Consider the following 25381-nt stretch of genomic DNA (forward strand, 5'->3'; position numbering starts at 1 on the left):
TCGTTCGGCGTGCCTGTCCAGCAGCGCGACATGCGCCGCCCTACGTTGTGATCATGTCCGGCGACGCGACCCCCAGGGATACGAACGTGCACGACGCCGTTCCCAAGACGTTGTCCTCTCGCCGTCTGGAGGCGTACTCAGACGGCGTCTTCGCCATCGCCGCGACGCTGCTCGTGCTCGACCTCAGCGTGGACAAGCTGAAAGTGGGGTCTGATCCGACATCCGGCGAGCTCTGGGATGCCCTGGGCAAGGACTGGGCGAGCTTCCTCAGCTTCGCCATCAGCTTCATCCTGCTCGGGCTGCTGTGGGGCATCCACGTGCGCCAGTTCGAGTTCGTCGAACGCGTCGACGGCATGGTGCTGACGCTCAACACGCTCCGGCTTCTCGGCGTCGTGCTGATCCCGTTCACCACGAGCCTGACGGACAGATTCAACGAGACCGTGCCAGGCAGGTTCCTGCTCCCGCTCAACTTCTTCTACGTGATCGCCGTCGGCTGGGTGCAGTGGCGGTACGTGTCGTCCGCCTCCCGCGGGATGACCCCGAACATGTCCGACCACTACCGTCGGCTGTCGCAACGCAACGCCCTCATCGCCATGGTCATCTCCGCCGGCGTCGCGATCGCCTCGATCTGGGTGGGCTCCATCGCCTTCCTGCTCTTCATCGTGAGCAACGTGTTCGACGCGCGGGACCGGCGGCGGGCCAGGGGTGAACCCGGAAGGCGGAGCCGCCGCGAACGCCGGGAGGCCGAACGCTAGGCGGCCAGCCGCTCGCGACGCCCGTTCATCCCTTCACGGCACCGCCCAGCCCTCCGCCGCGCAGGAACGTGCGCTGGAAGATCAGGAAGATCACGACCGGAATGAGCGTCGCGATCGTAAGCGCGGCCAGGTAGACGCCCAGGTCCGTCGACGACTGGATCTGCGGAAGCCGCACCGACAGCGGCTGGATGCCGATGTCTTTCAGCACGAGATTGGGCCAGAGGAAGTCGGCCCAGGCGGCGTTGATCGCGAACACGGAAACGACGCCGAGGATGGGCTTCGACATCGGCAGCACGACCGACCAGAACAGCCGGAACGTGCCTGCGCCGTCGGTCTTGGCCGCCTCGAACACCTCCTTCGGCAGACTGTCGAAGAACCGCATTACGAGCAGGACGTTGAATGCGCTGGCGCCGGCCGGCAACCAGACCGCCCAGAACGTGTTGATGAGCGAGTGCCCGATGAGCGGAGGGTGCAGCACGGTGAGATACAGCGGGACGAGCAGCACCACGGCCGGCACGAACAGGGTGGCGAGCACGAGACCGCTGATGATCCTGCCGTAGCGGGGCTTCAGCACCGAGAGCGCGAATCCCCCGGTGGTGGCCACCAGAAGCTGAACCGCCCACTCTCCCGCCGCCATCCAGATCGTGTTGAAGAAGTACTTGCCGATCTGCACGTCGTTCCATGCCCTGGCCAGGTTCGACCAGGCAGCGCCGCCCGGGAAGAGCGCGAGCGGATGCGCGAGCGTGTCCTGGGTCGGCGTGATCGCGGACTTCAGCAGCCACAGCAGCGGAAGCAGGCCGACCGCCACCAGGCAGACCCCGAGGGCGACGCTGAGGATCGTTCCCACGATGCGCACCTGCGGACGGCGCCGATCGGCGGTGGAGAGGATGCCGCGATCGGCCTGCTCCTGAACGCTCCTGCGTGCACGGCGCCTCGGCGGCTCCGCGGCCTGCTCTGGAACGGGAAGCTCGGCCTGGATGCTGGTGGTCAATTGTCGCTCCATCTCGCGGTGAGCCTGAAGTACGCGATCGACAGCACGGCGAGGAACGCGGCGAGCATGAGGCTGAGCGCCGTCGCCTCCCCGTACGCCCCGCCGAGCGACTGGGTGAACGCGTACTGGTAGATGAGCAGCAGGATGGTCGTCGTCGAGTCGACGGGTCCGCCGCCGGTGAAGAGGAACGGCTGCAGGAACACCTGCGCGGTCGCGATGATCTGCAGGATCAGCGTGATGAAGAGGATGCCGCGCAGCTGCGGCAGCGTCACGTGCCAGATCTTGCCCCAGAGGGAGGCGCCGTCCACCTCCGCGGCGTCGTAGAGGTCGGGCGACACGGACGTGAGCGCCGCCAGGTAGATGATGATGGTGCCGCCCGCTCCCGCCCAGGTGGCCTCGAGCACAAGGGACGGCATCGCGGTGGCGGCATCCTGGATCCACGGCTGCGGCGGGATGCCGACCCAGCCCAGGATGGTGTTGAAGACGCCGCGCGGACTCGCGTCGTAGAAGATCTTCCAGAGCAGCACAGACACCACGGGCGGGATGACCACCGGCAGGTAGGCGAGCACGCTGAAGAAGCCCTTCATGCGCTTCACCTCGCTCATCAGCACGGCGGCGACGAGCGGGATCGGGTAGCCGAAGAGCAGCGCGAGCCCGGCGAAGTACCCCGTGTTGCGCACGGCGATCCAGAACACCGGGTCGCGGAACACCGCGACGAAGTTGTCCCAGCCGACGAAGACCGGTGCCGTCACCAGATTGGTCTTCTGGAAGCTCATGACCACGGCCTCGACGATGGGGGTCCAGGAGAAGACTCCGAAGATGATCAGGAGCGGCAGCAGGAAGACCAGCGTGGTCAGGCCGCCGCGCTGCACCCAGGTGACGGGGTTGTGCCGCCGCCCGATTCGCAGCCGCGCCGTGCCGCTCTGCGAACGGGCAGAAGTGTGAACGCTCATGGTGCTCTCGTCTCGATGTCGGACACCGCGACGCGTGGCCGCCGACCTGGGCCGGCGGCCACGCGACTCGCGGTCTGGCTGCGTGGCGTGCGGCTACTTGCCGTCCGCGTCCACCAGCGCCTGCACCTTCGTGTCCACACCCTTCAGAAGCGTGTCGACATCGGCGTTCTGATCGGTGAGCACGGCCTGCACGACGCTGTCGAGCGCTCCGTAGAGGTCCTGCGTGTGCGATGGCGGCTCAGGCGAGATCTTCTGGTTGAAGATGTTGTCGTTGAACGGCTTCAGGTTCTCGACGGGGATGTTGTCGTACGGCTTGATCCACTCCTGGTTCTGCTCCCACGTGGCCTTGTCGAACACCGGCAGCGTCGGCGCGTTCACGGCCTGGTCGCCCTTGGCCAGGGTCTTCGCGTTGTTGATCGCCGCGGTCTTGTCGACCGTGGGCTCGGTGCGGTAGAAGTTGATCCACTTCACGGCCGCGGCGACCTGCTCGGGGCTGTCCTTCACGTTCACCACGTCGACGTTGCCGCCGGAGAGGATGCCTGCGCTCGCGCTGGATGCCAGCGGGAACGTGGTCACCCCGTACTTCTTCTGGTCGAATCCGTTGGCCTGCATGAGCGAGCCGATCACGTCGGATCCGCTCATGTACATGGCGATCTGACCGGAGGCGAAGGCCTGGTTGATCCCGCTCCAGTCGAACAGGAAGTTGCTGCCCATCGAGTTGTCGCCCCAGCGCAGCTTCTTCAGCCAGGCGAGCGCCTGCTTGGTCTGCGGGTTGTCGGCCGTCACCGTGACCTTGCCGTCCGACGCGACCTTCTCGAGCTTGCCGCCCATCGACTGCGTCAGGGTGGCCAGCTCCCAGCCTCCCGTGTTGTCCTCGGTCATCTGCATGTAGCCGGCGACGCCCGGCACCTTCGCCGCGATGGTCTTCGCGTCCTGCTGGATCTCGTCCAGGGTCGTCGGCGGCTTGTCGGGATCGAGCCCGGCCTTCGTGAAGATGTCCCTGTTGTACGAGAGCGCCATGGCGTACGGACCCCACGGGATGCCGTAGATCTTCCCGTCGTTACCGGTGGCGACGTCCAGCACATTCTTGTTCCACTTGTCGGCCGTCGGCGTCTGCTTGAAGTACTTCGTGATGTCCGCGAGCTGTCCGTTGTTCGCCAGCGTCTTCGAGTCGGTGAACGGCACGTTGAAGACGTCGGGCAGCGTGCCGCCGGCGAGCTCAGCGGCGAACGTGGTGCCGGTCCACTGATACTCGATGGCCTTCACCTTGATGTCCGGGTACTTCTTCTCGAACTGCGCGACCCGATCGTGCAGCGACTTCAGCGCATCCGCCGTCGCGCCGGGCAGCACGGGTGCGACCACGAGGTTCACCTTGCCGTCGTCGCCGCCGCCGCTGCTCGAGGAGCAGCCGCTGAGGATGCCGACGCCGACGAGCGCCGCAGCGGTCAGCATCGCGATCTTTCCTGGTGACTTCATTGTCCTGTCCTTCCGGAGTGTGATGGTGCGGTTGGTGATTCGGGTCGTCTGTCCGAGCGGCTCGCCCGCGGCGTCCGCGAGGACGGGGGTCGGTGTCGGGCCGGACCGTGCCGTCATGTGCTGTCCCTGCGGCCGGTGTGCCGAGCGCGATGCGTCCCGTCGGGGTCGGTGCGAAGCCAGACCGTGGCGTCCGGGGGCAGCAGTCCCCGATCGAGCGGGCTGCTGGCCAGCAGGATGCCGTCGTTCTCAGGCAGCTGGACGCTCACCCCGGTCAGGTTGGTGACCGACAGGAATCGCTCGCCGCGTCGGAATGCGAGGATGCCGTCGGCCAGGTCGCGCCACGCGAAGGCGCCGCCTGCAGCTGCGTTGAGCGCGCGCCTGAGGCGGAGCGCCTGCCTGTAGAGCCAGAGCATCGACGACGGGTCCGCCTGCTGCGCCTCCACGGTGAGGGACGCCCAGTTCGCGGGCTGCGGCAGCCACGGCCGGGCCGTGGCATAGCGGGGGCTGAACCCGAACGGCGACGCGACCCCGCTCCACGGGAGGGGCACCCGGCATCCGTCCCGCCCGGGATCCACCCCGCCGGAGCGGAAGTGCATGGGGTCTTCCAGCACCTCCTCGGGCAGGTCCTCCACCTCGGGCAGCCCGAGCTCGTCGCCCTGATAGAGGTAGAGGGCACCGGGAAGGGCAGCCGTGAGCAGCCCGGCCGCGCGAGCCCTCCTGGTTCCGGATGCCAGGTCGGTCGGCGTCCCTGTGCGCTTCTTCGCGAACGCGAACGACGTGTCGTCACGTCCGTACCTGGTGACGGGCCTCGTGACGTCGTGATTGGAGAGCACCCACGTGGAGGGTGCTCCGACCGGCGCGTGCGCGCGCAGCGTGGCGTCGATCGACTCGCGCAGCTCACGGGCATCCCACGGTCGGGCGAGGAACTCGAAGTTGAAGGCCGTGTGCAGCTCGTCGGGCCGCAGGTACTTGGCGAAGCGCTCGATGTCGGGCAGCCAGATCTCTCCCACCAGCACTCTGGTGCCCGGATAGGAGTCCGCGATCGCGCGCCAGTTCCGGTAGATGTCGTGGAGCTCGTCGCGATCCTGCGTCGGGTGTTCACCGGGGCCCGGGGTCTCCGGCACCTCCGGCAGGCTCTCGTCTTTCACGAGCAGCGCCGCCGAGTCGATGCGCACCCCGCCGACGCCTCGATCGAACCAGAACCTCAGAACGTCCTCGTGCATGCGGCGCACGTCGGGGTGATTCCAGTTCAGGTCGGGCTGCTGCGGGGTGAAGAGGTGCAGGAACCACTCCCCTGGCGTTCCGTCGGGATTCGTCGTGCGCGTCCAGGTCTCGCCCGAGAAGTTCGACACCCAGTGAGTCGGAGGCTCGGAGCCGTCCGCTCCTCGCCCCGGATGGAACCAGAACCGCTCGCGTTCCGGCGAGCCCGGCCCCGCTGCCAGCGCCGCTTGGAACCAGGGGTGCCGGTCGGAGATGTGGTTGGGGACGATGTCGATGATGGTGCGGATGCCGAGCGCCAGCGCATCCCTGATCAGTGCCTCCGCCTCCTCGAGCGTGCCGAAGCGCGGATCGATCGAGGTGTAGTCGGCGACGTCGTAGCCGCCGTCGGCGAGCGGCGACGCGTACCACGGCGTGAACCAGATGGCGTCGACTCCGAGATCCTTCAGATAGCCGAGACGGGATCGCACGCCGGCGAGATCGCCCACTCCGTCACCGTTCCCGTCCGCGAAGCTGCGGGGGTAGATCTGGTAGATGGCTGCACTGCGCCACCACGCGGGATCGTCCGACGACGGCGACGGACGGCCGGCGGCCGCCGCCTGTTCGACGGGCGCCGGCGGATGAGCGCGCACGGCATCGGCAACGGGAAGGTCCACTGAAGGAGCCTTTCTGGGGCGGCGGCACGGCCGCGCAAGGCGGCGATGCCGGAACAGAAGAGCGGGTTGAAGGGCCACGCGACACGGTTGACCGGAGGCTTGAAAGCCAAAAGTAGCTATCTCGACAAGATGACGCAAGAACTAACCATTTGGCAATTGGCTTGCGTGAAATTGCGTCTGTTTGCACGCACAGAACCGATGCGCACGCGCGGAACCCCGCGAGTGTGCGGTGCTCGGCGCCTCTCTGTCAGCGGCGAACCGGCGACGTCGACGCCCTCACGACGAGCTCCGGCTCGAACAGGAACTCGTCGACCGAGGGGCGCACGCCGCTGATCTGCTGGGTCAGGAGCTCCATCACCATGCGGCCCATGGGTTCGATCGGCTGCCGCACCGTGGTCAGCGGCGGCTCGACGCATCCCATCAGAGCCGAGTCGTCGTATCCCACCACCGACACGTCGTCTGGCACGCTGAGACCAGCTCTCCGCACGGCCCGGATGACACCCAGCGCGAGCGGATCGCTGGCGGTGACGATGGCGGTGACCCCGGCGCGCACCAGCTGGACGGCCGCGGCCTGGCCGGCCTCCAGCGAGTAGAGCGAGCGCACGACGAGGCTGTCGTCGAACTCGAGCCCGGCATCGTGGAGCTCCTGCTGCGCCGCCTCGTACTTGCGCTTGGAGGGCACGTGGTCGGGCGGGCCGAGCACGAACCCGATACGCGTGTGGCCGAGCTGCAGGAGATGCCTGATGGCGAGCTGCGTGGCGACCCGGTCGTCGCACGAGACGGTGGGGAACCCGATGCCGTCGATCGGCGCACTGACCAGCACGGTCGGGAGATCGACGTCGCGCAGCCTGTCGTAGTGCTCGTGCGATCCGAGCTCCTGGGTGTAGAGACCGCCTGCGAACACGACGCCGGACACGTGCTGCTCCAGGAGCAGGTTCACGTAGTCCGATTCGGAGATGCCGCCTGCCGTCTGCGTGCACAGCACCGGCGTGTATCCGTTCTGCGCGAGCGCGCCGCCGACCACTTCGGCGAACGCGGGGAAGATCGGATTCGACAGCTCGGGGAGTACGAGACCCACGAGTCGCGCCCGCTCTCCACGCAGTTTCGTCGGCCGCTCGTAGCCGAGCACGTCGAGGGCCGTGAGCACTGCCTGGCGGGTGGCCTCGCTCACCCCGGGCTTCTCGTTGAGAACGCGGCTCACGGTCGCCTCGCTCACTCCCACCTTGCGAGCCACCTCGGCCAGACGCTTCGCCATGCAGCCATCGTTGCAAACCTTTGCGGGATTACGCAAGAAGCCGACGGGTGCCGCGCAGAGACGGTGTCCCACTCGATCTAACATGTCCTTCATGCCGGCAGCCCTGCGAGGTCTCGCGCGAGCGAGTCACCCGGGGCCCGCGCTCGTCGTGACGGCCGTCGCGGCCGTGCTGGCGGCATCCGTCTCCTACCCGCCTGGCCGGCTCGTCATGCTGACGGCCGCTATCCTCGCCGGCCAGCTCTCGGTCGGCTGGTCCAACGACTGGATCGATGCCGCCAGAGACCGCGCGGTGGCGCGCGCCGACAAGCCGGTCGCCCTCGGACTCGTCTCACGCCGAACCGTCGGTGTCGCCGCCTGGATCGCTCTCGCCTCAGCCCTGCTGCTCACTGCGGCGCTCGGCCCGCTCGCTCTGGCGGCGCACGCGCTGGCCCTGCTCAGCGCGTGGAGCTACAACGCCTGGCTGAAGCGGAGCGTGCTCTCCGTGCTGCCCTACGTCGTCAGCTTCGGCCTGCTGCCTGCCATCGTGACGCTGGGAGCGCTCGAGCCCCGGATTCCCGCCTGGTGGGTGGTGACGGCCGGATGCCTGCTGGGCGCTGCCGCGCACATCACGAACGTGCTGCCCGACCTCGAGCAGGACCGTGCGACGGGTGTGCGGGGCTTCGGCCACCTGCTCGGCGCCACGGCAGGCGGCCTCGTCGCCTTCGGTCTGCTGGCACTCGTCGGCATCGTGATCGCCGTCGGCGCACTGGCATCGGGACTTCGGGGCTGGCCGGCCGCGCCGGTGGTGGCGGGAGCCGTGCTCACCGTGCTCATCGCGGCGGCGGGCGTGGGACTCACGCTGCGCGGCAGCCGGACGAGGTGGCTCATGCGGCTTATCATGGGCAGCGCCGTCGTCGACGTCATCGCGCTGGTGGCTGCTGGCTCGGTACTGGCGGCGTGAAGGCGGGAGGCAGGTCTGCTTGCGCAGGCGCCTTCTTGTTCTCGATCCCGATGGCGGAGACGACGCCGCCCATGACGAGCAGCACGATGCAGACGATGAGCACGCGCTGAAGTCCGGCCTGTCCGAGCGGGCCGGCCACGATGAGCCCGGCGCACGCCACGGCGACGAGGCCCGCGATCCTGGCGACGGCGTTGTTGATCGCCGATCCTATGCCGGCGTGTTCCGGCGGAACGGCGCCCAGGATGGCCGCAGTGAGCGGTGCGACGGTGATCGACAGGCCCAGGCCGAACACGAGGATGCCGGGCAGCAGCTCGACCCAGTAGTTCACCTGGGTGCCCATCATGAGCATGAGCGCGAAGCCTCCGGCGGCGACCACGGGACCGACCCCCATGAACAAGCGCGGGCCGATCTTGCCGGAGAGCGCGCCGAACCGGCCGGAGAGGAGCAGCATCACGACGGTGGGCGGAATGAGCGCGAGGCCGGCGAACGTCGCGGGATACCCGGCCACCTCCTGCAGGTAGATGCCGATCATGAGCGTGCCGAGCGACAACGCGCCGTAGACGACGAGCGTGGCGAGGTTGCCGACGCCGAAGTTGCGGATGCGGAAGAGGGTGAACGGGAGCATGGGATGCGTGCTGCGCAACTCGACCACCGTGAACGCGGCGAGGGCCAGGCATCCGATCAGTCCTACCGCCCACACCAGCGGACTGGACCAGCCGACCTGCCCCTGTTCGATGAGTGCGAAGACCACTCCGCCGAGACCGACCGCACCGAGCACGGCTCCGGCGTAGTCGACATTGCCGTGGGCGTGCTTGTGGTCCAGCTGCACGCGCCAGAGGATGAGCACCGTCACGGCGATCGGCAGCGGGTTGATCCAGAACACGAGGCGCCACGACAGCGTGTCCACGAAGAGGCCGCCGAGAAGCGGCCCGGCCAGCATCGCGGCTGACGTCCAGGCCGTCCACCTGCCGATCGCCTTCGGCTGGTCGTCCTGGCTGAAGACCTGGATGATGAGCGCGAGCGAGCTCGGCACGAGCAGCGCGCCGGCTATCCCCTGCACCGCCCGGAAGACGACGAGCGACACGCCGTCCGGCGCCAGCGCGCACGCGATCGACGCGAGGCCGAAGCCGAACAACCCGATCATCATGATGCGCTTGCGTCCGAACGCGTCGGAGAGCGAGCCGGCGAGCAGGATGAGCGCACCCAGCGTGATGAGGTAGGCATCCACCACCCACTGCTGCAGCACGAGCCCGCCGCCCAGCTCCCGCTCGATGGCCGGAAGCGCGACGTTGACGACCGAGCCATCGAGGAAGGCGACGAGCGAGGCGAGGATCGCCACGGTCAGCACGGCACGTTGCAGGGAGCTCACGAACGCCAGTCAAGCACTCACGGGTGTCATCCGCTCCCCCTGGTCGGCGCTGTGAGCCGTGCGAGCGGTGCTCCGGGGTCCGCACTCTCTCCATTCGCGCCGCAGCCGGCTCCCCACTCGCGGCCGCAGCACGCGCCGAAGCACGAAGCGGCATGCCGGGCGATGGCCACGGAACGCAGCCTCACCCTGCTTAGGGTGGAGACCGTGGCTGCGCGCAACGAGATCGCGACGACGGGGAGACGACCCGTCGGCATCCGCGCGCGCCTCGTGGTCCTCGGCGCCGTCGCCGCGGTGGCGATACCTCTGGTGACGGCGGGGCCGGCACGCGCAGACGACTACCCCAGCTGGGACGAGGTGCAGGCAGCAAAGGCCAACGCGGCGGCCGCCCAGGCGGAGTACGCCAAGATCGCGAGCCTGATCGACGGGCTGCAGCAGGCGGCTCAGGCGGCGGCGGCCGACGAGCTGAAGAAGCAGTTCGAATACACGCAGGCCAAGGATGCGTTGGACGCCCAGACCGCCAAGCTCGACACCATCAACCAGCAGGTGACAAGCGCGCAGAAGGATGCCACCCAGGCCAAGACGCAGTACGGCAAGCTCGCGTCGCAGCTCTACATCTCCGGTGGCGGAAGCCTCACGGCCAAGCTCCTGCTCGACAACGGCACGAGCGACAACCTCCTCGATCAGCTAGGGTCGATGAGCCAGCTGACCGGGCACATCTCGCAGCTGCAGACCTACGCGAAGCAGAAGCAGAACATCGTGACGTCGCTTCAGGCGCAGGCGAAACAGGCGGAAGGCATCCGAGCGGGCCTCGAGCAGGATGCCGACAGCAAGTACAAGGCGGCGCAAGCCGCGAAGGCCGCGGCGGACTCGGCGCTGGCGGCCGAGCAGGCTCAGGGTGCCGTGCTGCAGGCCCAGGCCGCCACGCTGAACGCGCAGGCCGCGCAGCTCGATGCGCAGCGCAGAGCGGGTCTCGCCCGGGATGCCCAGAACCAGAGTGCATCGACCGGAGGCGGGAGCGACAGCGACGTCGACCTTTCTGCTTCCTGCACCGGGGGGTGCACGGCCGGCGCCGCCCAGGCGTACGCGAGCAGCATCCTCGGCAGCTACGGGTGGGGCCAGGGCCAGATGTCGTGCCTCGTCAGCTTGTGGAACATGGAGTCGAACTGGCGCTGGAACGCGTACAACTCCTCCAGCGGCGCGTACGGCATCCCGCAGTCGCTGCCCGCGGACAAGCTCGCGAGCGCCGGCGGCGACTGGATGACGAACGGGAACACGCAGATCCGCTGGGGCCTCTCGTACATCTCGGGCCGGTACGGCTCACCCTGTGCCGCCTGGGACCACGAGCTCTCCGAGAACCCGCACTGGTACTGATCGCGCGAGGAATAGCTGATCGCCTGTGGCTGCTGAGGATGTAGTGAAACGCATAGGTTTCCTGTCGTTCGGTCACTGGTCGCCGGCTCGCGGCTCCGTCGTGCGCACGGCATCCGACGCGCTGCTGCAGACCATCGAGCTCGCGCAGGCCGCAGAGGAGGTCGGTGCAGACGGCGCGTTCGTGCGCGTCCATCACTTCGCGCCGCAGCTCGCCTCGCCGTTCCCGCTTCTGGCCGCGATCGGTGCCAGTACGTCGCGCATCGAGATCGGCACGGCGGTGATCGACATGCGGTACGAGAACCCGCTGTACGCTGCGGAGTCCGCGGCCGCCGCCGACCTCATCGCCGGCGGCAGGCTGCAACTGGGCATCAGCCGGGGCTCACCGGAGACGGCCGACAAGGGCTACGAGTCGTTCGGCTTCACCCCGGGCGAGGACGAGACGGATGCCGACATGGCCCGTTCGCACACCGAGCTGTTCCGTGCGGCGATAGCGGGAGCAGGTCTCGTGTACTCCAACCCGCAGATGACCGGTCAGCGGGTTCCGCTGCGGATCGAGCCACGATCGGAGACGCTGCCCGAACGCATCTGGTGGGGAGCGGGAAGCCGGGCGACGGCCGCCTGGACGGCCGAACATGGCATGAATCTGATGAGCTCCACGCTGCTCACGGAGGACACCGGGGTGCCGCTGTCCGAGCTGCAGGCCGAGCAGGTGCGACTGTTCCGCGACACCTGGCGTCAGGCCGGGCACGAACGGGAGCCGCGCGTCTCCGTGTCGCGAAGCATCCTGCCCATCATCGACGACGAGACCCAGCGGTACTTCGGATTGCGCGCCCAAGCCGACGCGCAGGATCAGGTAGGCTACATCGGCGACGAACTCGCCCGTTTCGGTCGCAGCTACATCGGCGAGCCGGACGTCATCGCCGCCGAACTCGCGCAGGATGCCGCGGTGCAGGAGGCCGACACGATCCTCATCACGGTGCCGAACCAGCTCGGCGTCGATTTCAATGCGCGCATCCTGGAGTCCATCGTGCGCGACATCAAGCCCGCCCTCGGCTGAGTCCTGCTACGGTTCCCCCGCCGGTCGAGCCTGTCGATACCGCCACCAGCCGATACCGCCCGGGTTTGGACAGGCTCAACCCTCGATACGGCCGATTGAGCCCGTTGAAACCGCCGCCGGGCTTCGACAGGCTCAACCCTCGGTGCCGTCGGTTGAGCTCGTCGAAACCGCCGGCAGCCGCACCGCCGGGTTTCGGCGAGCTCAACGCTCGATGGTGCGCCTTTCGATGGTGTTGACTCTCACACGGTGTCAGGCCTCACGCTCGGAGATGTCATGTTGACCATTGGAGAGTTCGCGTCGATCGGCAGGGTTTCCGTACGGATGCTCCGCCACTACGACCAGATCGGCTTGCTGCGCCCCGCGCACGTGGACCCGAACACGGGATACCGCGCTTACACGGCCATGCAGCTCACGACGCTCACCCGCATCGTCGAGCTCAAGGGCCTGGGTCTCACGCTGGAGCAGGTCGCGCGGGTCGTCTGGGGCGAGCCGGCAGACACCGAGATCCAAGAGATCCTGGAATCGGCTCGGCTCGAGCTGGAGACGACGATCGCGGCCGCCCACGCACGCCTGCGCCGGCTCGACGCGAACCTCCGCCGAATCAGAGGAGAGACAGTCATGCCCACCGCACAGACGATCGCCGCGGACGTGCGATCCATCGACGCCCAGCGAGTCGCCACGCTCACCCGCCGGGCACCAGGGTTCGGCCCCGCCAACATCGGCCCCGTCGTCGGGCCGATGTTTCCCGAGTCCGCCGCACTCATCCAGGCAGCCGGCATCGCCGACTTCGGTCCAGCCATCGCGCTCTACGAGGCCGACGAGTCCGGTGACGGCACCGGCGCACGCATCACCGCCGGTTTCGTCGTACCCGACGGCACGGCGTCCATCGACGGACTGGACGTGCAGACGCTGCCCGCCATCGCGCAGGCTGCGGTCACCGTGCACCGAGGTGAGATGGCCACGATCGGCGAATCGTGGGATGCGGTCGTGACCTGGGCCGGCGAGCAGGGGTACGAACTGGCCGGCGTCTGCCGGGAGGTCTACTGGACGCCAGCAGACCGGCCGCAGTCCGAATGGGTCACAGATCTCGTGCAACCGGTGTCGCGCGGCTGAAATCGCCGACGACGAGCGAAGGGCTCCGTCACCGTGGTGGTGACGGAGCCCTTCGTGAGTTCCGAATGGTGGATCTGAGGGGACTCGAACCCCTGACCCCCTGCATGCCATGCAGGTGCGCTACCAGCTGCGCCACAGACCCGTGATGGCCGCTCCGCCGTGCGGAACAACCTCACCAGAGTACTACATCGCCCGCACCGGATACGAATCGGCGACGCTCACGCCTCGTGGGCGACCGGGAGCTCGAAAGGCACCGTCGGGCAGTCCTTCCACAGCCGCTCGAGCGAGTAGAACGTGCGGTCCTCCTGGTGGAACACGTGCACGACGAGGTCGCCGAAGTCGAGCAGGATCCAGCGGCCTTCCGACCGGCCCTCCCGGCGGAGCGTCTTCGCTCCTGCTTCGTTGAGCCGGTCCTCCACCTCTGCCGCGATCGCGATGACGTTGCGCTCGGAGTTTCCCGAGGCGAGGAAGAACACGTCGACAAGTGGCAGCGGACCGGACACGTCGAGTGCGACGAGGTCGGTCGCGGCCTTCGAATCGGCGGCCTCGGCCGCGAGCTGGAGAAGTTCGCGCGAGCGCGCGGACGCAGTCATACAGGTACCACCTTGAATGTCAGAGGGATGTCGTCTGGTTCTGCTCGCTGCCGCGCGCCGTCATCGCAACGACGGGCAGCGAGTCGAAAAGCAATGGTGCTGAAGGCGAATGGCTCAGAAGGCATGGAAGACGAAGCCGGCGACGAGGAGCGCTGCCACACCGAGCGCGAGGAAGGCCGCCGTCACAGCCAGCACGACGGGGAGCCTGTTGCCTCTGGCCTTGGGCGGCGCGATCATGCCTCGAGTGGACGTGTGCGTCGCCACGGCCTTGCTCGCGCGCACCGGTGCGACACCGGACGTCGCGGGAGCCGCATCCGACTCCTCGAACAGCCGATCGATGTCGGACGTGTCGAAGTGGTCGGGATGCTGACCCGTGGCGCCCAGCGACTTGGGAAGGTCGATGGAGCCGGTGACCATCACCTCTCCGGTGCTGGTGAGCGGCGACGTAGCCAAGCCGGTCGCCGGGATCGACGGAAGGATGAGCGCGTTCGCCGTCGTCACGCTTCCGGTGGACACCGCGGAGCGCGGAGTGCCGCCCGTCGCGTCCTCGTCGTCGCCCATGGTCGACCAGTGCCCGGCAGCGCGGGCCCGGAGCTGCGGATCCGTCGCGGGACCGGCGACGCGGCCACCGGTTTCGGCCCCTGCCGCACGATCGTCGACCGTCTCGTCGGGGAACGTCTCCGGAAGAACCACCGGCGAGACCGCCGACGCGTTCTGCGTCGACCGAACGGCGGTGATCGGTGTCTGCGCCGCGCTGTCGTCACGACGGGCAGGCGTCGCGGGCGGGATGATCCGGTGCGACGTGAGCTCGGCCGGTTCCGCCACCGAAGCGGGGAGTTCGACGCGGTCAGGTTGCGACACGGCGGCGGCCGCTTGGGCGGCTCGGCCCGTCGGCGCTTCCGACGTGCCCGCGTGGGACTGGCCGGCAACGCCGGAGTCCGGCGTCCCGTCCTCCGCCGCCTGATTCGCGGATGCTGCCTGATTCGCGGCCTGAGCCTGCAGCATGGCGCGCAGCTCACGTCGCGTGAGCGGATGTCCGTCGACAGGAGACACCGTCGGCAGCACCGGCGCGGGACGCTGCTCGGGCTCGGTGTCGGCAGCCGCGTCGGCCTCGCTTGCGCGGTCCGGTGGGACGGGCGCCGCGCCGGCAGGGGTGGCACGGGATGCGAACGATGATGCAGCGTCGTCTGCGCTGCGCGCCGCTGCCGAGTCATCGGCGGGCACGGGTGCGACGGCGACCGCTCCAGGTCGGCCGGCCGAGCGCTGTTCGGCGGGCGCCGAGCCCATCGGACCACCGGCGTGCGACGCCGCCAGCAGGCTGTCGAAGGAGAGGTTCTCGTATCGAGGTGCGCGCGGTCGCACGGGCGGCGCATCCGAGGGCCCATGGTCCTGCTGAGTCGAGGTGTCCCTAACGGTGGAGGAGAACGAATACGGAGTCGCGACGTCGGGTACTTCGCCTGCGGGAGTCGGGGTGGCGGTGGCTGCGCGACGAGAGGTGGGCTTCGGCTGCTCGGGGGTCGACGAGTCCAGCTCGCGCTCGGCGGCGCGCCAACTCTCCCTAGCCTGTCGCCGCGTCTGTGGCGGCTGGTCTGGCCACGACGTCATGCCACACTCCGATAAAGGTGATGCTTGGAGATGTACTGGACAACTCCATCGGGTACGAGGTACCAGACAGGGAACCCCCTGCTGACACGGTCCCTACAGTCGGTCGACGAGATCGCCAATGCTGGAACCTCCAACAAGCTTACGTCTCCGTTGGGGAGACCCGTCACTTCCAACAGATGTCCCGGACGACTCACAGCGACGAAATGGGCCAGTTTCCAGAGTTCCTCGACGTCTCGCCAGCTGAGGATCTGGGCTATGGCGTCCGCTCCGGTGATGAAGAACAGGTCGGTGTCCGGCCGCGACGCCTGCAGGTCGCGCAACGTGTCGATCGTGTAGGTCGGTCCGCCGCGGTCGATATCGACGCGGCTCACGGTGAAGCGCGGGTTGGATGCCGTTGCGATGACGGTCATGAGGTAGCGATGCTCGGCCTCGGTCACGTGGCCCTTCTGCCAGGGCTGACCGGTCGGCACGAAGACGACCTCGTCGAGGTCGAACGACTGAGCCACCTCGCTGGCGGCCACCAGGTGCCCATGGTGGATGGGGTCGAACGTTCCACCCATCACGCCGAGACGCCGACGGCGCTCTCCTGACGGTCCCGTGGTCGTTGACGGCCGCATGGAGCTCGCCGGTCAGTGATCCTGCGTCGTGGGGTGTCCGCTTCCGTGGTGATACGCGCCAGGCGCACCGGCGTGCTCCGCGGCATCCGGGTCGGGCCGGTGGCTGTGCCGGTTCGCGACGTCACGATAGGTCCAGGTCACGAAGGCGAGTGCCGCGAAGAAGCACAGAACGACGATCCCGAGCACCCAGGGCTCCACCCCGAAAACCGGGTTGCTTGCCTCGGCGATGGATGCTGCGACGAACGACATGCGACTCTTCCTTTCACGGCTGACGCCAGGGTACAAGTCTACTCATGAACTTCCTTCAGGTGCCGCGGGCCGCGCCAGGCGGCGCGTCACCGACGGGAGGTCACGACCGGATCTGACCCGTACCCCGCACGATCCACTTGGTGCTGGTGAGCTCGGACAGGCCCATGGGGCCGCGCGCGTGCAGCTTCTGCGTGGAGATGCCGACCTCGGCGCCGAACCCGAATTCGCCGCCGTCGGTGAACCTGGTCGAGGCGTTCACCATGACGACCGCTGAGTCCACCTCGGCCAGGAAGCGCTCCGCGTTGCCGAGGTCGTCGGTGATGATCGATTCGGTGTGCTGCGTCGAGTACCGGCGGATGTGCGCGATCGCGTCATCGAGCGAATCCACGACTCCGACCGAGACGTCGAGGCTCATGTGCTCCGTCGACCAGTCGTGGTCGGTGACGGGCACGGAGTCGGGGAAGATCGCCCTGGCGCGGTCATCGGCGTGCACGGTGACGCCCTCGGCGCGCAGCGCGTTCAGCACGGGCGGAAGCAGGCGCTCCGCCGCCGCGCGGTGCACGAGCACGGTCTCGACGGCATTGCACACGCTGGGCCGCTGCACCTTCGCGTTGCGCACGATGTCGACGGCCCATTGCTCGTTGGCGCTCTCGTCCAAGACGATGTGCACCACTCCCGCGCCCGTCTCGATGACGGGCACGGTGGAGGACTCGACGACGGTGCGGATGAGTTCGGCGCTTCCGCGTGGGATGAGCACGTCGACGAGACCTCTTGCCGTCATGAGGCGGGCTCCGCCCTCGCGACCGAACTCGTCGACGGTCTGCACGGCATCCGCCGGGATGCCTCCAGCGGCGATGGCCTCCTGGATGAGCTCGACGAGAACCGCGTTGCTCGACTGTGCCGCGCGTCCACCGCGCAGCACAGCCGCGTTTCCGCTCTTCAGCGCGAGCGCTGCGATGTCCACGGTGACGTTGGGCCGTGCTTCGTAGATGGCGCCGACCACGCCGAACGGCACCCTGACCTGCTGGATGACGACACCGTTCGGCAGCCTGCTTCCCCGCACGGAGTCACCCACCGGGTCGGGCAGCGCGATGATGTCGCGCACCGCACCGGCAAGACCGGCGATCCGACGCTCGTCGAGGGCGAGGCGATCGAGGAGTCCCTGCGACATCCCGCTCTCGCGCCCGCGCTGCAGGTCGTCGGCGTTGGCCAGGATGATCCGGCCCTGGTTCGCCTCGAGCGCCTGCGCGATCCGCTCCAGGGCATCGTTCTTCTGTGCCGTCGTCGCGGTGGCCAGTGGCACGGATGCCGCCTTCGCCGCCTCGAGCTTACGCGTGAACGAGGAGGCGTCCGCCACCGGCGCGGATTCCAGCGTGTCGAGAGCCATGAGCCCAGTTTATCCGGGCTACCGCGCCGGCCCGGGGTGGGAACGGACGAGGGGTCGGTGGTCACAGCCGACCCGTCCGGACGGTTCCGGACGCTCAGTCCGGTATGGCAGAGGTCGCGGAACCGCCCGACGCCATCCGATCGCGGTCCAGGCGGGGTGCGAACCAGGTTCCGACCTGCTCCCCCGACAGCGCGGCGGCGACCAGTGCCGTCGAGGTGAGCAGCACGGCGCTTCCCGCCTCGGCAGCGTGGCGCGCTGCGGAGACCTTCGTCACGGCTCCCCCTGTGCCCACCCCGGCCAGCCCCGTTGCACCGATCTCGACCCCGTCGAGCCCATCGCCCGCCGAGACGAACGGGATGGGTTCGGCGCCCGCCTCGTGCGGCGGTCGCGTGTAGAGCGCATCCACGTCGGACAGCAGCACGAGCAGGTCGGCACCGATCAGCGTGGCCACGAGGGCGGCGAGCCGGTCGTTGTCACCGAAGCGGATCTCATGCGTGGCGACCGTGTCGTTCTCGTTCACGATGGGCAGGATGCGCAGGTCGAGCAGTCGTTCCATGGCACGGCGCGCGTTCGAGCGGTGCGTCGGGTTCTCCAGGTCGCCGGCCGTGAGGAGTACCTGGCCTGCGACGATGCCGTAACGGTCGAGGCTGTCCTGGTAGCGGTAGATCAGCACGTTCTGCCCGACGGCCGCGGCGGCCTGCTGGGTAGCGAGATCGTTGGGCCGTTCGCTCAGAGACAGATACGGGATGCCCGTCGCGATGGCGCCCGACGACACGAGCACCACCTGCGTCCCCCGCCCGTGCGCATCCGCGAGCGCATCCACCAGAGGGCCGATCTGGTGCGCGTTATCGCCACTGATCGACGACGACCCCACCTTCACCACGATGCGCCGGGCAGAGGGCACCAGCGAACGGTCGGTGATCACCATCTGCCTACGAGTCCTCCTCGTCGTCGCGCCACAGTCCGGCTTCACGTTCCCTGATCAGCTCGGCGCGCGCCTCCGCCTTGGCGTCCATGCGCTCGTGGTACTCCTCGCGGCGCTGGCCGCGCGTCGGGCGGTGATGGTCGTCGAGGCGCACGTCGGTTCCGCGCGGCGACGTCACGAGCTCGGCGGTCGAGGTGAGCGTCGGCTCCCAGTCGAAGACCACGCCGTTGCCCTCGCCGATCACCACGGTCGACCCTGCGACCGCACCCGCTTTCACGAGCTCGTCCTCGACGCCCAGCTTCGCGAGCCTGTCGGCCAGGAAGCCGACCGCCTCGTCGTTGGCGAAGTCGGTCTGCGCGACCCACCGCTCCGGCTTGGCGCCCACGATGCGGTACACCGGGCCATCCGTCCCGCCTTCGACGCGCACGACGTAGCCGCTGTCGTCGACCGGCCGCGGCCGCATCACGATGCGGGGCCGCACATCGAGGTCCTCGGCCGCCGCCTTGCGGGCCTCCTCGACCACCTCGGCCAGCGCGAACGAGAGAGCACGAAGACCCGCGTGGCTCACCGTCGAGATCTCGAAGACGCGGTAGCCGCGCGCCTCGAGATCGGGGCGCACGAACGCGGCGAGCTCCTCGGCATCCGGCACGTCGACCTTGTTCAGCGCGATGAGCTGCGGTCGCTCGAGCAGCGGCACCTGGCCTTCGGGCACGGGGTAGGCGGCGAGCTCGCGAAGGATGACGTCGAGGTCGGTGATCGGATCGCGGCCCGGGTCGAGCGTCGCGCAGTCCAGCACGTGCAGAAGGGCGCTGCAGCGTTCGACGTGCCGCAGGAACTCCAGGCCGAGCCCCTTTCCCTCGCTCGCACCCTCGATGAGCCCGGGAACGTCGGCGATGGTGTAGCGCACGTCGCCCGCCTGAACCACACCGAGGTTGGGGTGCAGTGTCGTGAACGGGTAGTCGGCGATCTTCGGCTTCGCGGCCGAAAGTGATGCGACGAGGCTCGACTTGCCTGCCGACGGGAATCCGACGAGCGCGACGTCGGCGACGGTCTTCAGCTCGAGGACGACGTCGCCCTCCCAGCCTGGCGTGCCCAGCAGCGCGAACCCCGGAGCCTTGCGCTTGGGTGAGGCGAGCGCCGCATTGCCGAGTCCGCCCTGGCCGCCGGGCGCGACCACGAACCGCATGCCCGGCTGGTCGAGGTCGACGAGAGTCTGGCCGTCGGCATCCTTCACGACGGTGCCGACCGGAACTGGCAGCTGGAGGTCGGCTCCCGACGCCCCGCTGCGGTTGTCACCCATGCCGAAGCCGCCGCTTTCCGAGGAACGGTGCGGATGCCTGTGGTAGCCGAGGAGCGTGGTCACGCCCGGATCGCTCACGAGCACGATGTCTCCGCCGTGCCCGCCGTTTCCGCCATCGGGTCCGGCCAGGGGTTTGAACTTCTCGCGGCGCACCGAGACGCACCCGTTGCCGCCGTGGCCCGCCCGCAAGTGCAGCGTCACGGTGTCGACGAACGTCGCCATGATGCTCCTCTCGCCCGCACGCGGGCTCTCACTGGATCGATGGATGCCGGGAGGCGGTCACGCCTTGTTCCGGCCGTGCAAACACGGATGGGCGGGCACGAGGCCCGCCCATCGGCTGTGTTCGTCACAGGACTGGTCAGTGTTCGCGCTTCGCGCTCCGACTGACTCCATCGGTTCGGCAAAGCGTGCAAGCGCGCACTGATCTCACCTCAGTCGTCAGTCGACCGCCACCACGTTGACGACCTTGCGGCCGCCCTTCGCGCCGAACTGCACGGCGCCCGCCTCGAGGGCGAAAAGCGTGTCGTCTCCGCCGCGTCCGACGTTGGCGCCCGGGTGGAAGTGCGTACCGCGCTGGCGGACGATGATCTCGCCCGCGTTCACGACCTGGCCGCCGAAGCGCTTGACGCCGAGGCGCTGAGCATTCGAGTCGCGACCGTTGCGAGTGGAGCTCGCTCCCTTTTTGTGTGCCATGAGTGTCTCTCCTCGCGCTGCTTACTTGATGCCGGTGACCTTGACGCGCGTGAGCTCCTGGCGGTGGCCCTGGCGCTTCTTGTAGCCGGTCTTGTTCTTGAACTTCTGGATCACGATCTTCGGGCCGCGAAGGTCGCCGAGCACCTCTGCGGTGACGGTCACCTTCGCCAGAGCCTCGGCGTCGCTGGTGATCTTGTCACCGTCGACGAGGAGGACTGCGGGAAGTTCGACGGTGCCGTTCTCTCCGGCCTTGACGCGGTCCATCGTCACGATGGTGCCGACCTCGACCTTCTCCTGCCGACCGCCGGCGCGCACAACTGCGTAAACCACTACTCGTACCTATCTGATGAGGGGCGTCGGAGCCCCAGACTGACGTTGATTTTCGCTGGTCACGCCCCCAAGTGGGAGAAGGGTTCGAGCCAGAAAACGAAAGGGTGCTGGCCGCGATAAGTCAGCGCACACCAACGCCCAACCCTACCAGACCGGCTCTGGTCGCTCAAACCGGGGCGGCCGTAGACTCGCCGGATGGCGATCCTGATCGACACCCCGATGTGGCCCAACCACGGCACCCTGTGGTCGCATCTGGTCAGCGATTCCTCACTGGATGAGCTGCACGCATTCGCTCGCGCCAACGAGGTGCCGGCTCGCGCGTTCGATCTCGATCACTACGACGTTCCGGCATCCCGACACGCCGAGCTGGTGGAGGCCGGTGCGCGAGAGGTCTCCAACCGGGAGCTCGTCGTGCGGCTGCTCGCCAGCGGACTGCGGATCAGCCAGGCAGAGCGACGCCGCGACTGAGACGGCGTCGCTCACTCCACTGCATGCCAGCGCCCGAGAGCGCCGGCCGGCGGGTGCCGGTCTGCGAGTCGGCCGGCTGGCGAGTCAGCTGGCCTGTGAGTCGTCCGCCTGCGTCGCCACGGTGCCGCCGGTCAGTCCGGCCGTTGTGACGCGTCGCCGCGACCGACCCTGTCCCGGCTTCTTCGGCTCAGGAAGGGCGTCGAGCACGGAGCCCAGGATCTCCTGCGCTTGAGCCGGGTCGACGACAGGCTTCTGATCGACATGCGCGGCAACGGGGATGTCGAGGATCGACACCGCAGCCGCCGGGCGCGAAGCGCCTTCGGAGGCCGTCTGCGACGGCGGCAGCTCGCCGCCCTCCGGGTCGCGGGATACAGGCGACTGGTCACTGACGGCAGCATCCGAGGGACGCGAGCTCTGGGCGCCAGCCGCGTCATCCGATCGGTCATCGAACGCGCCGGCCGCCTGGACCGTCTTGTCGGCGTCATCCTGGATGCGGCGCGCACCGCGACCGCGGCTGCCTCGGCGCCCACGAGGGGCATCCTGCCTGCCGGCCTGCCCTGCGGCCGTGACCTCGCCCGCGAGATGGCGCGGGTGAGCCTGATCGCCGGCGGCCCGCTCGTCCTCGCGCGGCTCGCCGCTCGGGGATTCCACGCGCTGCGCGTCGGGAACCTTGGAATCGGAGACCTGACCGTCTCGAGCCTGAGCGTCGCTCGATGCGGATGCGGCGGACGAGGACCCCGCAAGCGACGCATCCTGGTGCTCGGCCGCGGTGGTCGCGGCATCCTGATGCGTGTGCAACGTGCTCGCCGCGATCTGGGCGAGCGCGTTCTTCACGTCATCCGTCACGGCGTGCGTGCCCGTGTGGTTGGCGGATGACGCTCCGCCGTTCCCGTTCGACCCGGAGTTCTGGCCGCCGCCCTTGCCGCCGCGGCGACGTTCCGGCGGCTGCGGTGCCCTGTGTCGTGTGACGGGGTCGTGGTGCACGATCACACCGCGTCCCGCACACACCTCGCACGGCTCGCTGAACGTCTCGAGCAGGCCGAGACCGAGCTTCTTGCGCGTCATCTGCACGAGCCCGAGAGACGTGACCTCCGCCACCTGGTGCTTCGTGCGGTCGCGGCTCAGGCACTCCACGAGCCTGCGCAGCACGAGATCCCGGTTGGACTCCAGCACCATGTCGATGAAGTCGACGACGATGATGCCGCCGATGTCGCGCAGCCTCAGCTGGCGAACGATCTCCTCGGCCGCCTCGAGGTTGTTCTTCGTGACGGTCTCTTCGAGGTTACCGCCCGATCCCACGAACTTGCCCGTGTTGACGTCGATCACCGTCATCGCCTCTGTGCGGTCGATGACGAGCGAGCCTCCCGAGGGCAGCCACACCTTGCGGTCCAGCGCTTTCTCGATCTGCTCGGTGATGCGGAACTCGTCGAACGCGTCACGGGCGCCCTCGTAGGACTCGATCCGATCGACCAGGTCCGGCGCCACCTGACGCAGGTAGCTCTCGATCGTCTGCTTGGCGTCGTCGCCCGCGATGATGAGCTTCTGGAAGTCCTCGTTGAAGACATCCCGCACGATCTTGATCAAGAGGTCGGGCTCGCTGTGCAGCAGGGCGGGAGCCTGAACCGTCTCGGTCTGCTTCGCGATCTCCGCCCACTGCGAGGTCAGACGGTTCACGTCGACCGTCAGCTGCTCCTGGGTCGCACCCTCGGCGGCCGTGCGCACGATGACGCCGGTGTTCTCCGGAAGGACCTCCTTGAGGATCTTCTTCAGGCGAGCACGCTCCGTGTCGGGCAGCTTGCGGCTGATGCCGTTCATGGAGCCGTTGGGAACGTAGACGAGGTACCGGCCCGGGAGGCTCACCTGGCTCGTGAGCCGCGCGCCCTTGTGACCGACGGGATCCTTCGTGACCTGGACGAGCACCTTGTCGCCTGGCTTGAGGGCGAGCTCGATGCGACGCGGCTGGTTGCCGGTCTCTGCCGCATCCCAGTCCACCTCGCCGGAGTACAGCACGGCGTTGCGACCGCGACCGATGTCGACGAATGCCGCCTCCATGCTGGGCAGCACGTTCTGCACGCGACCGAGGTAGACGTTGCCGATCAGCGACGCCTCCTGCGACCGGGCGACGTAGTGCTCGACGAGCACGCCGTCTTCCAGCACACCGATCTGGATGCGGCCGCCCTTGGAGCGGACGATCATCTGGCGATCGACGGCCTCGCGGCGCGCGAGGAACTCCGCCTCGGTGATGACGGGACGCCGGCGGCCTGCGTCGCGGCCGTCTCGCCTGCGCTGCTTCTTCGCCTCGAGGCGCGTCGAGCCCTTCACCTTCTGCGGCTCGGTGATGAGCTCGGGCTCGCGGTCGCGCTGGCGCCTGCCGCTCTCTTCCTGGCCGTCACTCGACGCGCCGCGGCGACGCGTGCGGCGCCGGGACGACGACGTCTCTCCACGCTCCTCGTCCTCGTCGCGTGGCGCGGCCGGCAGCTGCGGAAGCTCCGGCGGTGCCTGGAAGAACAACGCGGTGCTGGGCAGGCCGGGCGCTTTGGCGACGTGACCGTACGGGGTCGCGGATGCCGGGGCATCCTGCTTCTCGCCGGCCGGTGTCGAGACCGTCGATCCCGCGTCGGACGCGGCGGGGTGCGCTTCGGCGGATGCCTGCGCACTGACCGGAAGAGCTGCGCCGGCTCCACTGACTGCATCGCTCTGCCCGACAGCTGCGCTCGGCTCCGCGGACGAGCGCTGCTGTTCGGATGCGCTCTGCTGTTCGGATGCGCTCTGCTGTTCGGACGCGCTCTGCTGTTCGGACGCGCTCTGCTGTGCGGGCGTGCCATCGTGAGCGGCGACGTGCTGCTGCACCTCGGTCTGCTGCACTGGCGGAACCGACGAGGTGCCGCCCTGCGGCTCCTGATCGCGCATCACCGCATCCGTCTGACCGGAAGGCGCCTGAGCCTGCTCGGACCTGCGGCCGCTTCGACGACCGCCGAAGAGCCGTCCGCGCCTACGCTGCGATCCGCCCTCCCCGTTGCGTCCGTTCGAATCGTCTCGTGAATTCTGATCGTTCTCCACCATCTCTGGTGCACTCCTCGACCGCACGGCGCACGCGCGCGCCTGGTACGGGTGTACTCATGCGGGCTGCGCGCTGGGCGCTCGCTCGCCAATCCTCGGTGCGGCGATCGAAAGGGTGCGCGACGGATGCTGCGCTTCGTGGCGCTGCCGTCGCTGCTCTCGCTTTCGTTCGCCCATCCCTGTCTGTCACGTGGTCTGCACTGTCTTCTCGTTCGATCGCGCGCGATCGAACCACGAGCATCCGCACTCTCGGCGATGCTCGAAAAGCTTGTTCTTCGCCGAACGGATGGCCTCCGGTCGGCTGCGCACCATTATCGCACGGCGTGCTGCAAGACCGGTTCAGCCCCCAGCGGAGCTCGCGTGTCGCTCTGCCATAATGCGATGGTGTCGCTCGACTCCCCCACCGAATCCCGTCGACCCATCGGTCTCGCGATCTTCTTGATCGTGGCCGGCCTGATCGGCTGGTTCGCCGCTTTCGCGCTCACTCTCGACAAGTTCACGCTGCTGGAGCATCCGGCAGCCCAGTTGACCTGCAACATCAACCCGCTGGTCGGCTGCGGCAAGAACCTCGACTCCTGGCAGGGCTCGGTTCTCGGGTTCCCCAACCCGATCATCGGCATCGCCTGCTGGGCTGCGCCGATCGCGGTGGGTGTCGGCATACTGGCTGGCGCCCGGTTCCGCCGGTGGTTTTGGATGCTGTTCAACCTCGGCGTGCTCGGCGCCCTGGTGCTCGTGATCTTCCTGATCTACTCGAGCCTGTACGACCTCTACGTGCTGTGCCCGTACTGCATGATCACCTGGGTCGTGACGATCCCGACGTTCTGGGCCGTCACGTTCTACAACCTGAAAGAGGGGAACATCCCCAGCAACGAGCGCGCGCGGGACTTCTTCGCCGCCGCATACGGCTGGATCCCGCTCATCACGCTCGTCTGCTACGTGATCGTGGCCGTCTTCGCCCAGATCCAGGTGCAGTGGATCCCCAACGCGTTCCGCTAGGCCG

At 68.3% G+C, this 25381-nt stretch carries 23 protein-coding genes and 1 tRNA gene; 7 read left to right on the forward strand and 17 right to left on the reverse strand.

The features are described 5' to 3' along the window. The first annotated feature begins 53 nt into the window (after positions 1-53). Entirely contained in the window at positions 54-755 is a 702-nt protein-coding gene (locus VHB92_RS07900; protein WP_325453060.1) for a TMEM175 family protein, read from the forward strand. A gap of 25 nt (positions 756-780) precedes the next feature. On the opposite strand, the gene VHB92_RS07905 is transcribed toward VHB92_RS07900, so the two are convergent. The 5 genes from VHB92_RS07905 to VHB92_RS07925 all read right to left on the reverse strand — a co-directional run bounded on the left by VHB92_RS07905 (position 781) and on the right by VHB92_RS07925 (position 7304). Then, positions 781-1746, reverse strand: a complete 966-nt coding sequence (locus VHB92_RS07905; RefSeq protein ID WP_325453061.1) for a carbohydrate ABC transporter permease — start codon at positions 1744-1746, stop codon at positions 781-783. After that, positions 1743-2699, reverse strand: a complete 957-nt coding sequence (locus VHB92_RS07910; protein ID WP_325453062.1) for a sugar ABC transporter permease — start codon at positions 2697-2699, stop codon at positions 1743-1745. Before VHB92_RS07910 ends, VHB92_RS07905 begins: the two co-directional genes overlap by 4 nt. A gap of 93 nt (positions 2700-2792) precedes the next feature. After that, positions 2793-4175 carry an ABC transporter substrate-binding protein gene (locus VHB92_RS07915; RefSeq protein ID WP_325453064.1) on the reverse strand — a complete coding sequence of 461 codons (1383 nt, stop codon included), beginning with the start codon at positions 4173-4175 and terminating at the stop codon, positions 2793-2795. A 113-nt stretch (positions 4176-4288) separates the two neighbouring features. Further along, positions 4289-6025, reverse strand: coding sequence for an alpha-amylase family glycosyl hydrolase (locus VHB92_RS07920; protein ID WP_414653083.1), 1737 nt, complete (start codon positions 6023-6025; stop codon positions 4289-4291). A gap of 271 nt (positions 6026-6296) precedes the next feature. Next, positions 6297-7304: a LacI family DNA-binding transcriptional regulator gene (locus VHB92_RS07925; RefSeq protein WP_325453066.1), complete on the reverse strand. Its 1008-nt coding sequence runs from the start codon at positions 7302-7304 to the stop codon at positions 6297-6299. Between the two features lie 91 nt (positions 7305-7395). Between VHB92_RS07925 and VHB92_RS07930 the strand changes: the two genes are divergently transcribed. Then, entirely contained in the window at positions 7396-8244 is an 849-nt protein-coding gene (locus tag VHB92_RS07930; protein WP_325453068.1) for a UbiA family prenyltransferase, read from the forward strand. On the opposite strand, the gene VHB92_RS07935 is transcribed toward VHB92_RS07930, so the two are convergent. Next, positions 8204-9613: a DHA2 family efflux MFS transporter permease subunit gene (locus tag VHB92_RS07935; protein ID WP_325453070.1), complete on the reverse strand. Its 1410-nt coding sequence runs from the start codon at positions 9611-9613 to the stop codon at positions 8204-8206. The genes VHB92_RS07930 and VHB92_RS07935 overlap by 41 nt on opposite strands. A gap of 204 nt (positions 9614-9817) precedes the next feature. On the opposite strand from VHB92_RS07935, the gene VHB92_RS07940 reads away from it, so the two are divergent. The 3 genes from VHB92_RS07940 to VHB92_RS07950 all read left to right on the forward strand — a co-directional run bounded on the left by VHB92_RS07940 (position 9818) and on the right by VHB92_RS07950 (position 13154). Further along, positions 9818-10984, forward strand: coding sequence for a hypothetical protein (locus tag VHB92_RS07940; RefSeq protein WP_325453072.1), 1167 nt, complete (start codon positions 9818-9820; stop codon positions 10982-10984). Positions 10985-11027: 43 nt separating this feature from the next. Continuing rightward, positions 11028-12041 carry an LLM class flavin-dependent oxidoreductase gene (locus tag VHB92_RS07945; protein ID WP_325453074.1) on the forward strand — a complete coding sequence of 338 codons (1014 nt, stop codon included), beginning with the start codon at positions 11028-11030 and terminating at the stop codon, positions 12039-12041. A gap of 273 nt (positions 12042-12314) precedes the next feature. Continuing rightward, positions 12315-13154, forward strand: coding sequence for a MerR family transcriptional regulator (locus VHB92_RS07950; protein WP_325453076.1), 840 nt, complete (start codon positions 12315-12317; stop codon positions 13152-13154). A 66-nt stretch (positions 13155-13220) separates the two neighbouring features. Here VHB92_RS07950 and VHB92_RS07955 read toward each other — a convergent pair. The 10 genes from VHB92_RS07955 to rplU all read right to left on the reverse strand — a co-directional run bounded on the left by VHB92_RS07955 (position 13221) and on the right by rplU (position 20853). Beyond that, positions 13221-13296: transfer RNA gene (locus VHB92_RS07955), tRNA-Ala, on the reverse strand. Between the two features lie 76 nt (positions 13297-13372). After that, the gene (gene rsfS, locus VHB92_RS07960) at positions 13373-13747 is read right to left on the reverse strand and encodes a ribosome silencing factor (protein ID WP_325453078.1); all 375 of its coding nucleotides are present in this window, start codon (positions 13745-13747) and stop codon (positions 13373-13375) included. Positions 13748-13861: 114 nt separating this feature from the next. Then, entirely contained in the window at positions 13862-15109 is a 1248-nt protein-coding gene (locus VHB92_RS07965; protein WP_325453080.1) for a hypothetical protein, read from the reverse strand. 239 nt (positions 15110-15348) lie between these two features. Then, positions 15349-15969 (reverse strand): nicotinate-nucleotide adenylyltransferase, encoded by a 621-nt coding sequence (gene nadD / locus VHB92_RS07970; protein WP_325453082.1) that lies wholly within the window; start codon positions 15967-15969, stop codon positions 15349-15351. A gap of 12 nt (positions 15970-15981) precedes the next feature. After that, a complete protein-coding gene (locus tag VHB92_RS07975) occupies positions 15982-16218 on the reverse strand; it encodes a hypothetical protein (RefSeq protein ID WP_325453084.1) in 237 nt (78 codons plus the stop codon). A gap of 100 nt (positions 16219-16318) precedes the next feature. Beyond that, positions 16319-17605 (reverse strand): glutamate-5-semialdehyde dehydrogenase, encoded by a 1287-nt coding sequence (locus VHB92_RS07980; protein WP_325453086.1) that lies wholly within the window; start codon positions 17603-17605, stop codon positions 16319-16321. Between the two features lie 94 nt (positions 17606-17699). Continuing rightward, entirely contained in the window at positions 17700-18533 is an 834-nt protein-coding gene (gene proB / locus VHB92_RS07985) for a glutamate 5-kinase (RefSeq protein WP_325453088.1), read from the reverse strand. 4 nt (positions 18534-18537) lie between these two features. Next, entirely contained in the window at positions 18538-20052 is a 1515-nt protein-coding gene (gene obgE, locus VHB92_RS07990) for a GTPase ObgE (RefSeq protein WP_325453090.1), read from the reverse strand. 216 nt (positions 20053-20268) lie between these two features. Beyond that, positions 20269-20523: a 50S ribosomal protein L27 gene (gene rpmA / locus VHB92_RS07995; protein ID WP_325453093.1), complete on the reverse strand. Its 255-nt coding sequence runs from the start codon at positions 20521-20523 to the stop codon at positions 20269-20271. A gap of 21 nt (positions 20524-20544) precedes the next feature. Further along, entirely contained in the window at positions 20545-20853 is a 309-nt protein-coding gene (gene rplU, locus VHB92_RS08000) for a 50S ribosomal protein L21 (RefSeq protein ID WP_325453094.1), read from the reverse strand. Positions 20854-21048: 195 nt separating this feature from the next. On the opposite strand from rplU, the gene VHB92_RS08005 reads away from it, so the two are divergent. Next, on the forward strand, positions 21049-21321 hold the full coding sequence (locus VHB92_RS08005; RefSeq protein ID WP_325453095.1) for a DUF4031 domain-containing protein: 273 nt from the start codon (positions 21049-21051) through the stop codon (positions 21319-21321). A gap of 84 nt (positions 21322-21405) precedes the next feature. Here VHB92_RS08005 and VHB92_RS08010 read toward each other — a convergent pair whose 3' ends face one another. After that, the gene (locus tag VHB92_RS08010) at positions 21406-24231 is read right to left on the reverse strand and encodes an Rne/Rng family ribonuclease (protein WP_325453097.1); all 2826 of its coding nucleotides are present in this window, start codon (positions 24229-24231) and stop codon (positions 21406-21408) included. A 534-nt stretch (positions 24232-24765) separates the two neighbouring features. On the opposite strand from VHB92_RS08010, the gene VHB92_RS08015 reads away from it, so the two are divergent. Then, on the forward strand, positions 24766-25377 hold the full coding sequence (locus tag VHB92_RS08015; protein ID WP_325453099.1) for a vitamin K epoxide reductase family protein: 612 nt from the start codon (positions 24766-24768) through the stop codon (positions 25375-25377). The last annotated feature ends 4 nt before the right edge of the window (positions 25378-25381 follow it).

The sequence above is a fragment of the Humibacter sp. genome, from assembly GCF_035547335.1.
Classification (GTDB): Bacteria; Actinomycetota; Actinomycetes; order Actinomycetales; family Microbacteriaceae; genus Humibacter.

Excerpts from the sequence above, each read along its gene's own strand:
- rpmA (WP_325453093.1), bottom strand. The coding sequence starts at position 20,523 with ATGGCACACAAAAAGGGAGCGAGCTCCACTCGCAACGGTCGCGACTCG.
- VHB92_RS07915 (WP_325453064.1), bottom strand. The coding sequence starts at position 4,175 with ATGAAGTCACCAGGAAAGATCGCGATGCTGACCGCTGCGGCGCTCGTC.
- VHB92_RS07950 (WP_325453076.1), top strand. The coding sequence starts at position 12,315 with ATGTTGACCATTGGAGAGTTCGCGTCGATCGGCAGGGTTTCCGTACGG.
- VHB92_RS07980 (WP_325453086.1), bottom strand. The coding sequence starts at position 17,605 with ATGGCTCTCGACACGCTGGAATCCGCGCCGGTGGCGGACGCCTCCTCG.
- VHB92_RS08010 (WP_325453097.1), bottom strand. The coding sequence starts at position 24,231 with ATGCGCGATCAGGAGCCGCAGGGCGGCACCTCGTCGGTTCCGCCAGTG.
- VHB92_RS07975 (WP_325453084.1), bottom strand. The coding sequence starts at position 16,218 with ATGTCGTTCGTCGCAGCATCCATCGCCGAGGCAAGCAACCCGGTTTTC.
- VHB92_RS07910 (WP_325453062.1), bottom strand. The coding sequence starts at position 2,699 with ATGAGCGTTCACACTTCTGCCCGTTCGCAGAGCGGCACGGCGCGGCTG.
- obgE (WP_325453090.1), bottom strand. The coding sequence starts at position 20,052 with ATGGCGACGTTCGTCGACACCGTGACGCTGCACTTGCGGGCGGGCCAC.
- nadD (WP_325453082.1), bottom strand. The coding sequence starts at position 15,969 with ATGCGGCCGTCAACGACCACGGGACCGTCAGGAGAGCGCCGTCGGCGT.
- VHB92_RS07930 (WP_325453068.1), top strand. The coding sequence starts at position 7,396 with ATGCCGGCAGCCCTGCGAGGTCTCGCGCGAGCGAGTCACCCGGGGCCC.
- rsfS (WP_325453078.1), bottom strand. The coding sequence starts at position 13,747 with ATGACTGCGTCCGCGCGCTCGCGCGAACTTCTCCAGCTCGCGGCCGAG.
- VHB92_RS07900 (WP_325453060.1), top strand. The coding sequence starts at position 54 with ATGTCCGGCGACGCGACCCCCAGGGATACGAACGTGCACGACGCCGTT.
- proB (WP_325453088.1), bottom strand. The coding sequence starts at position 18,533 with ATGGTGATCACCGACCGTTCGCTGGTGCCCTCTGCCCGGCGCATCGTG.
- VHB92_RS08005 (WP_325453095.1), top strand. The coding sequence starts at position 21,049 with ATGGCGATCCTGATCGACACCCCGATGTGGCCCAACCACGGCACCCTG.
- VHB92_RS07925 (WP_325453066.1), bottom strand. The coding sequence starts at position 7,304 with ATGGCGAAGCGTCTGGCCGAGGTGGCTCGCAAGGTGGGAGTGAGCGAG.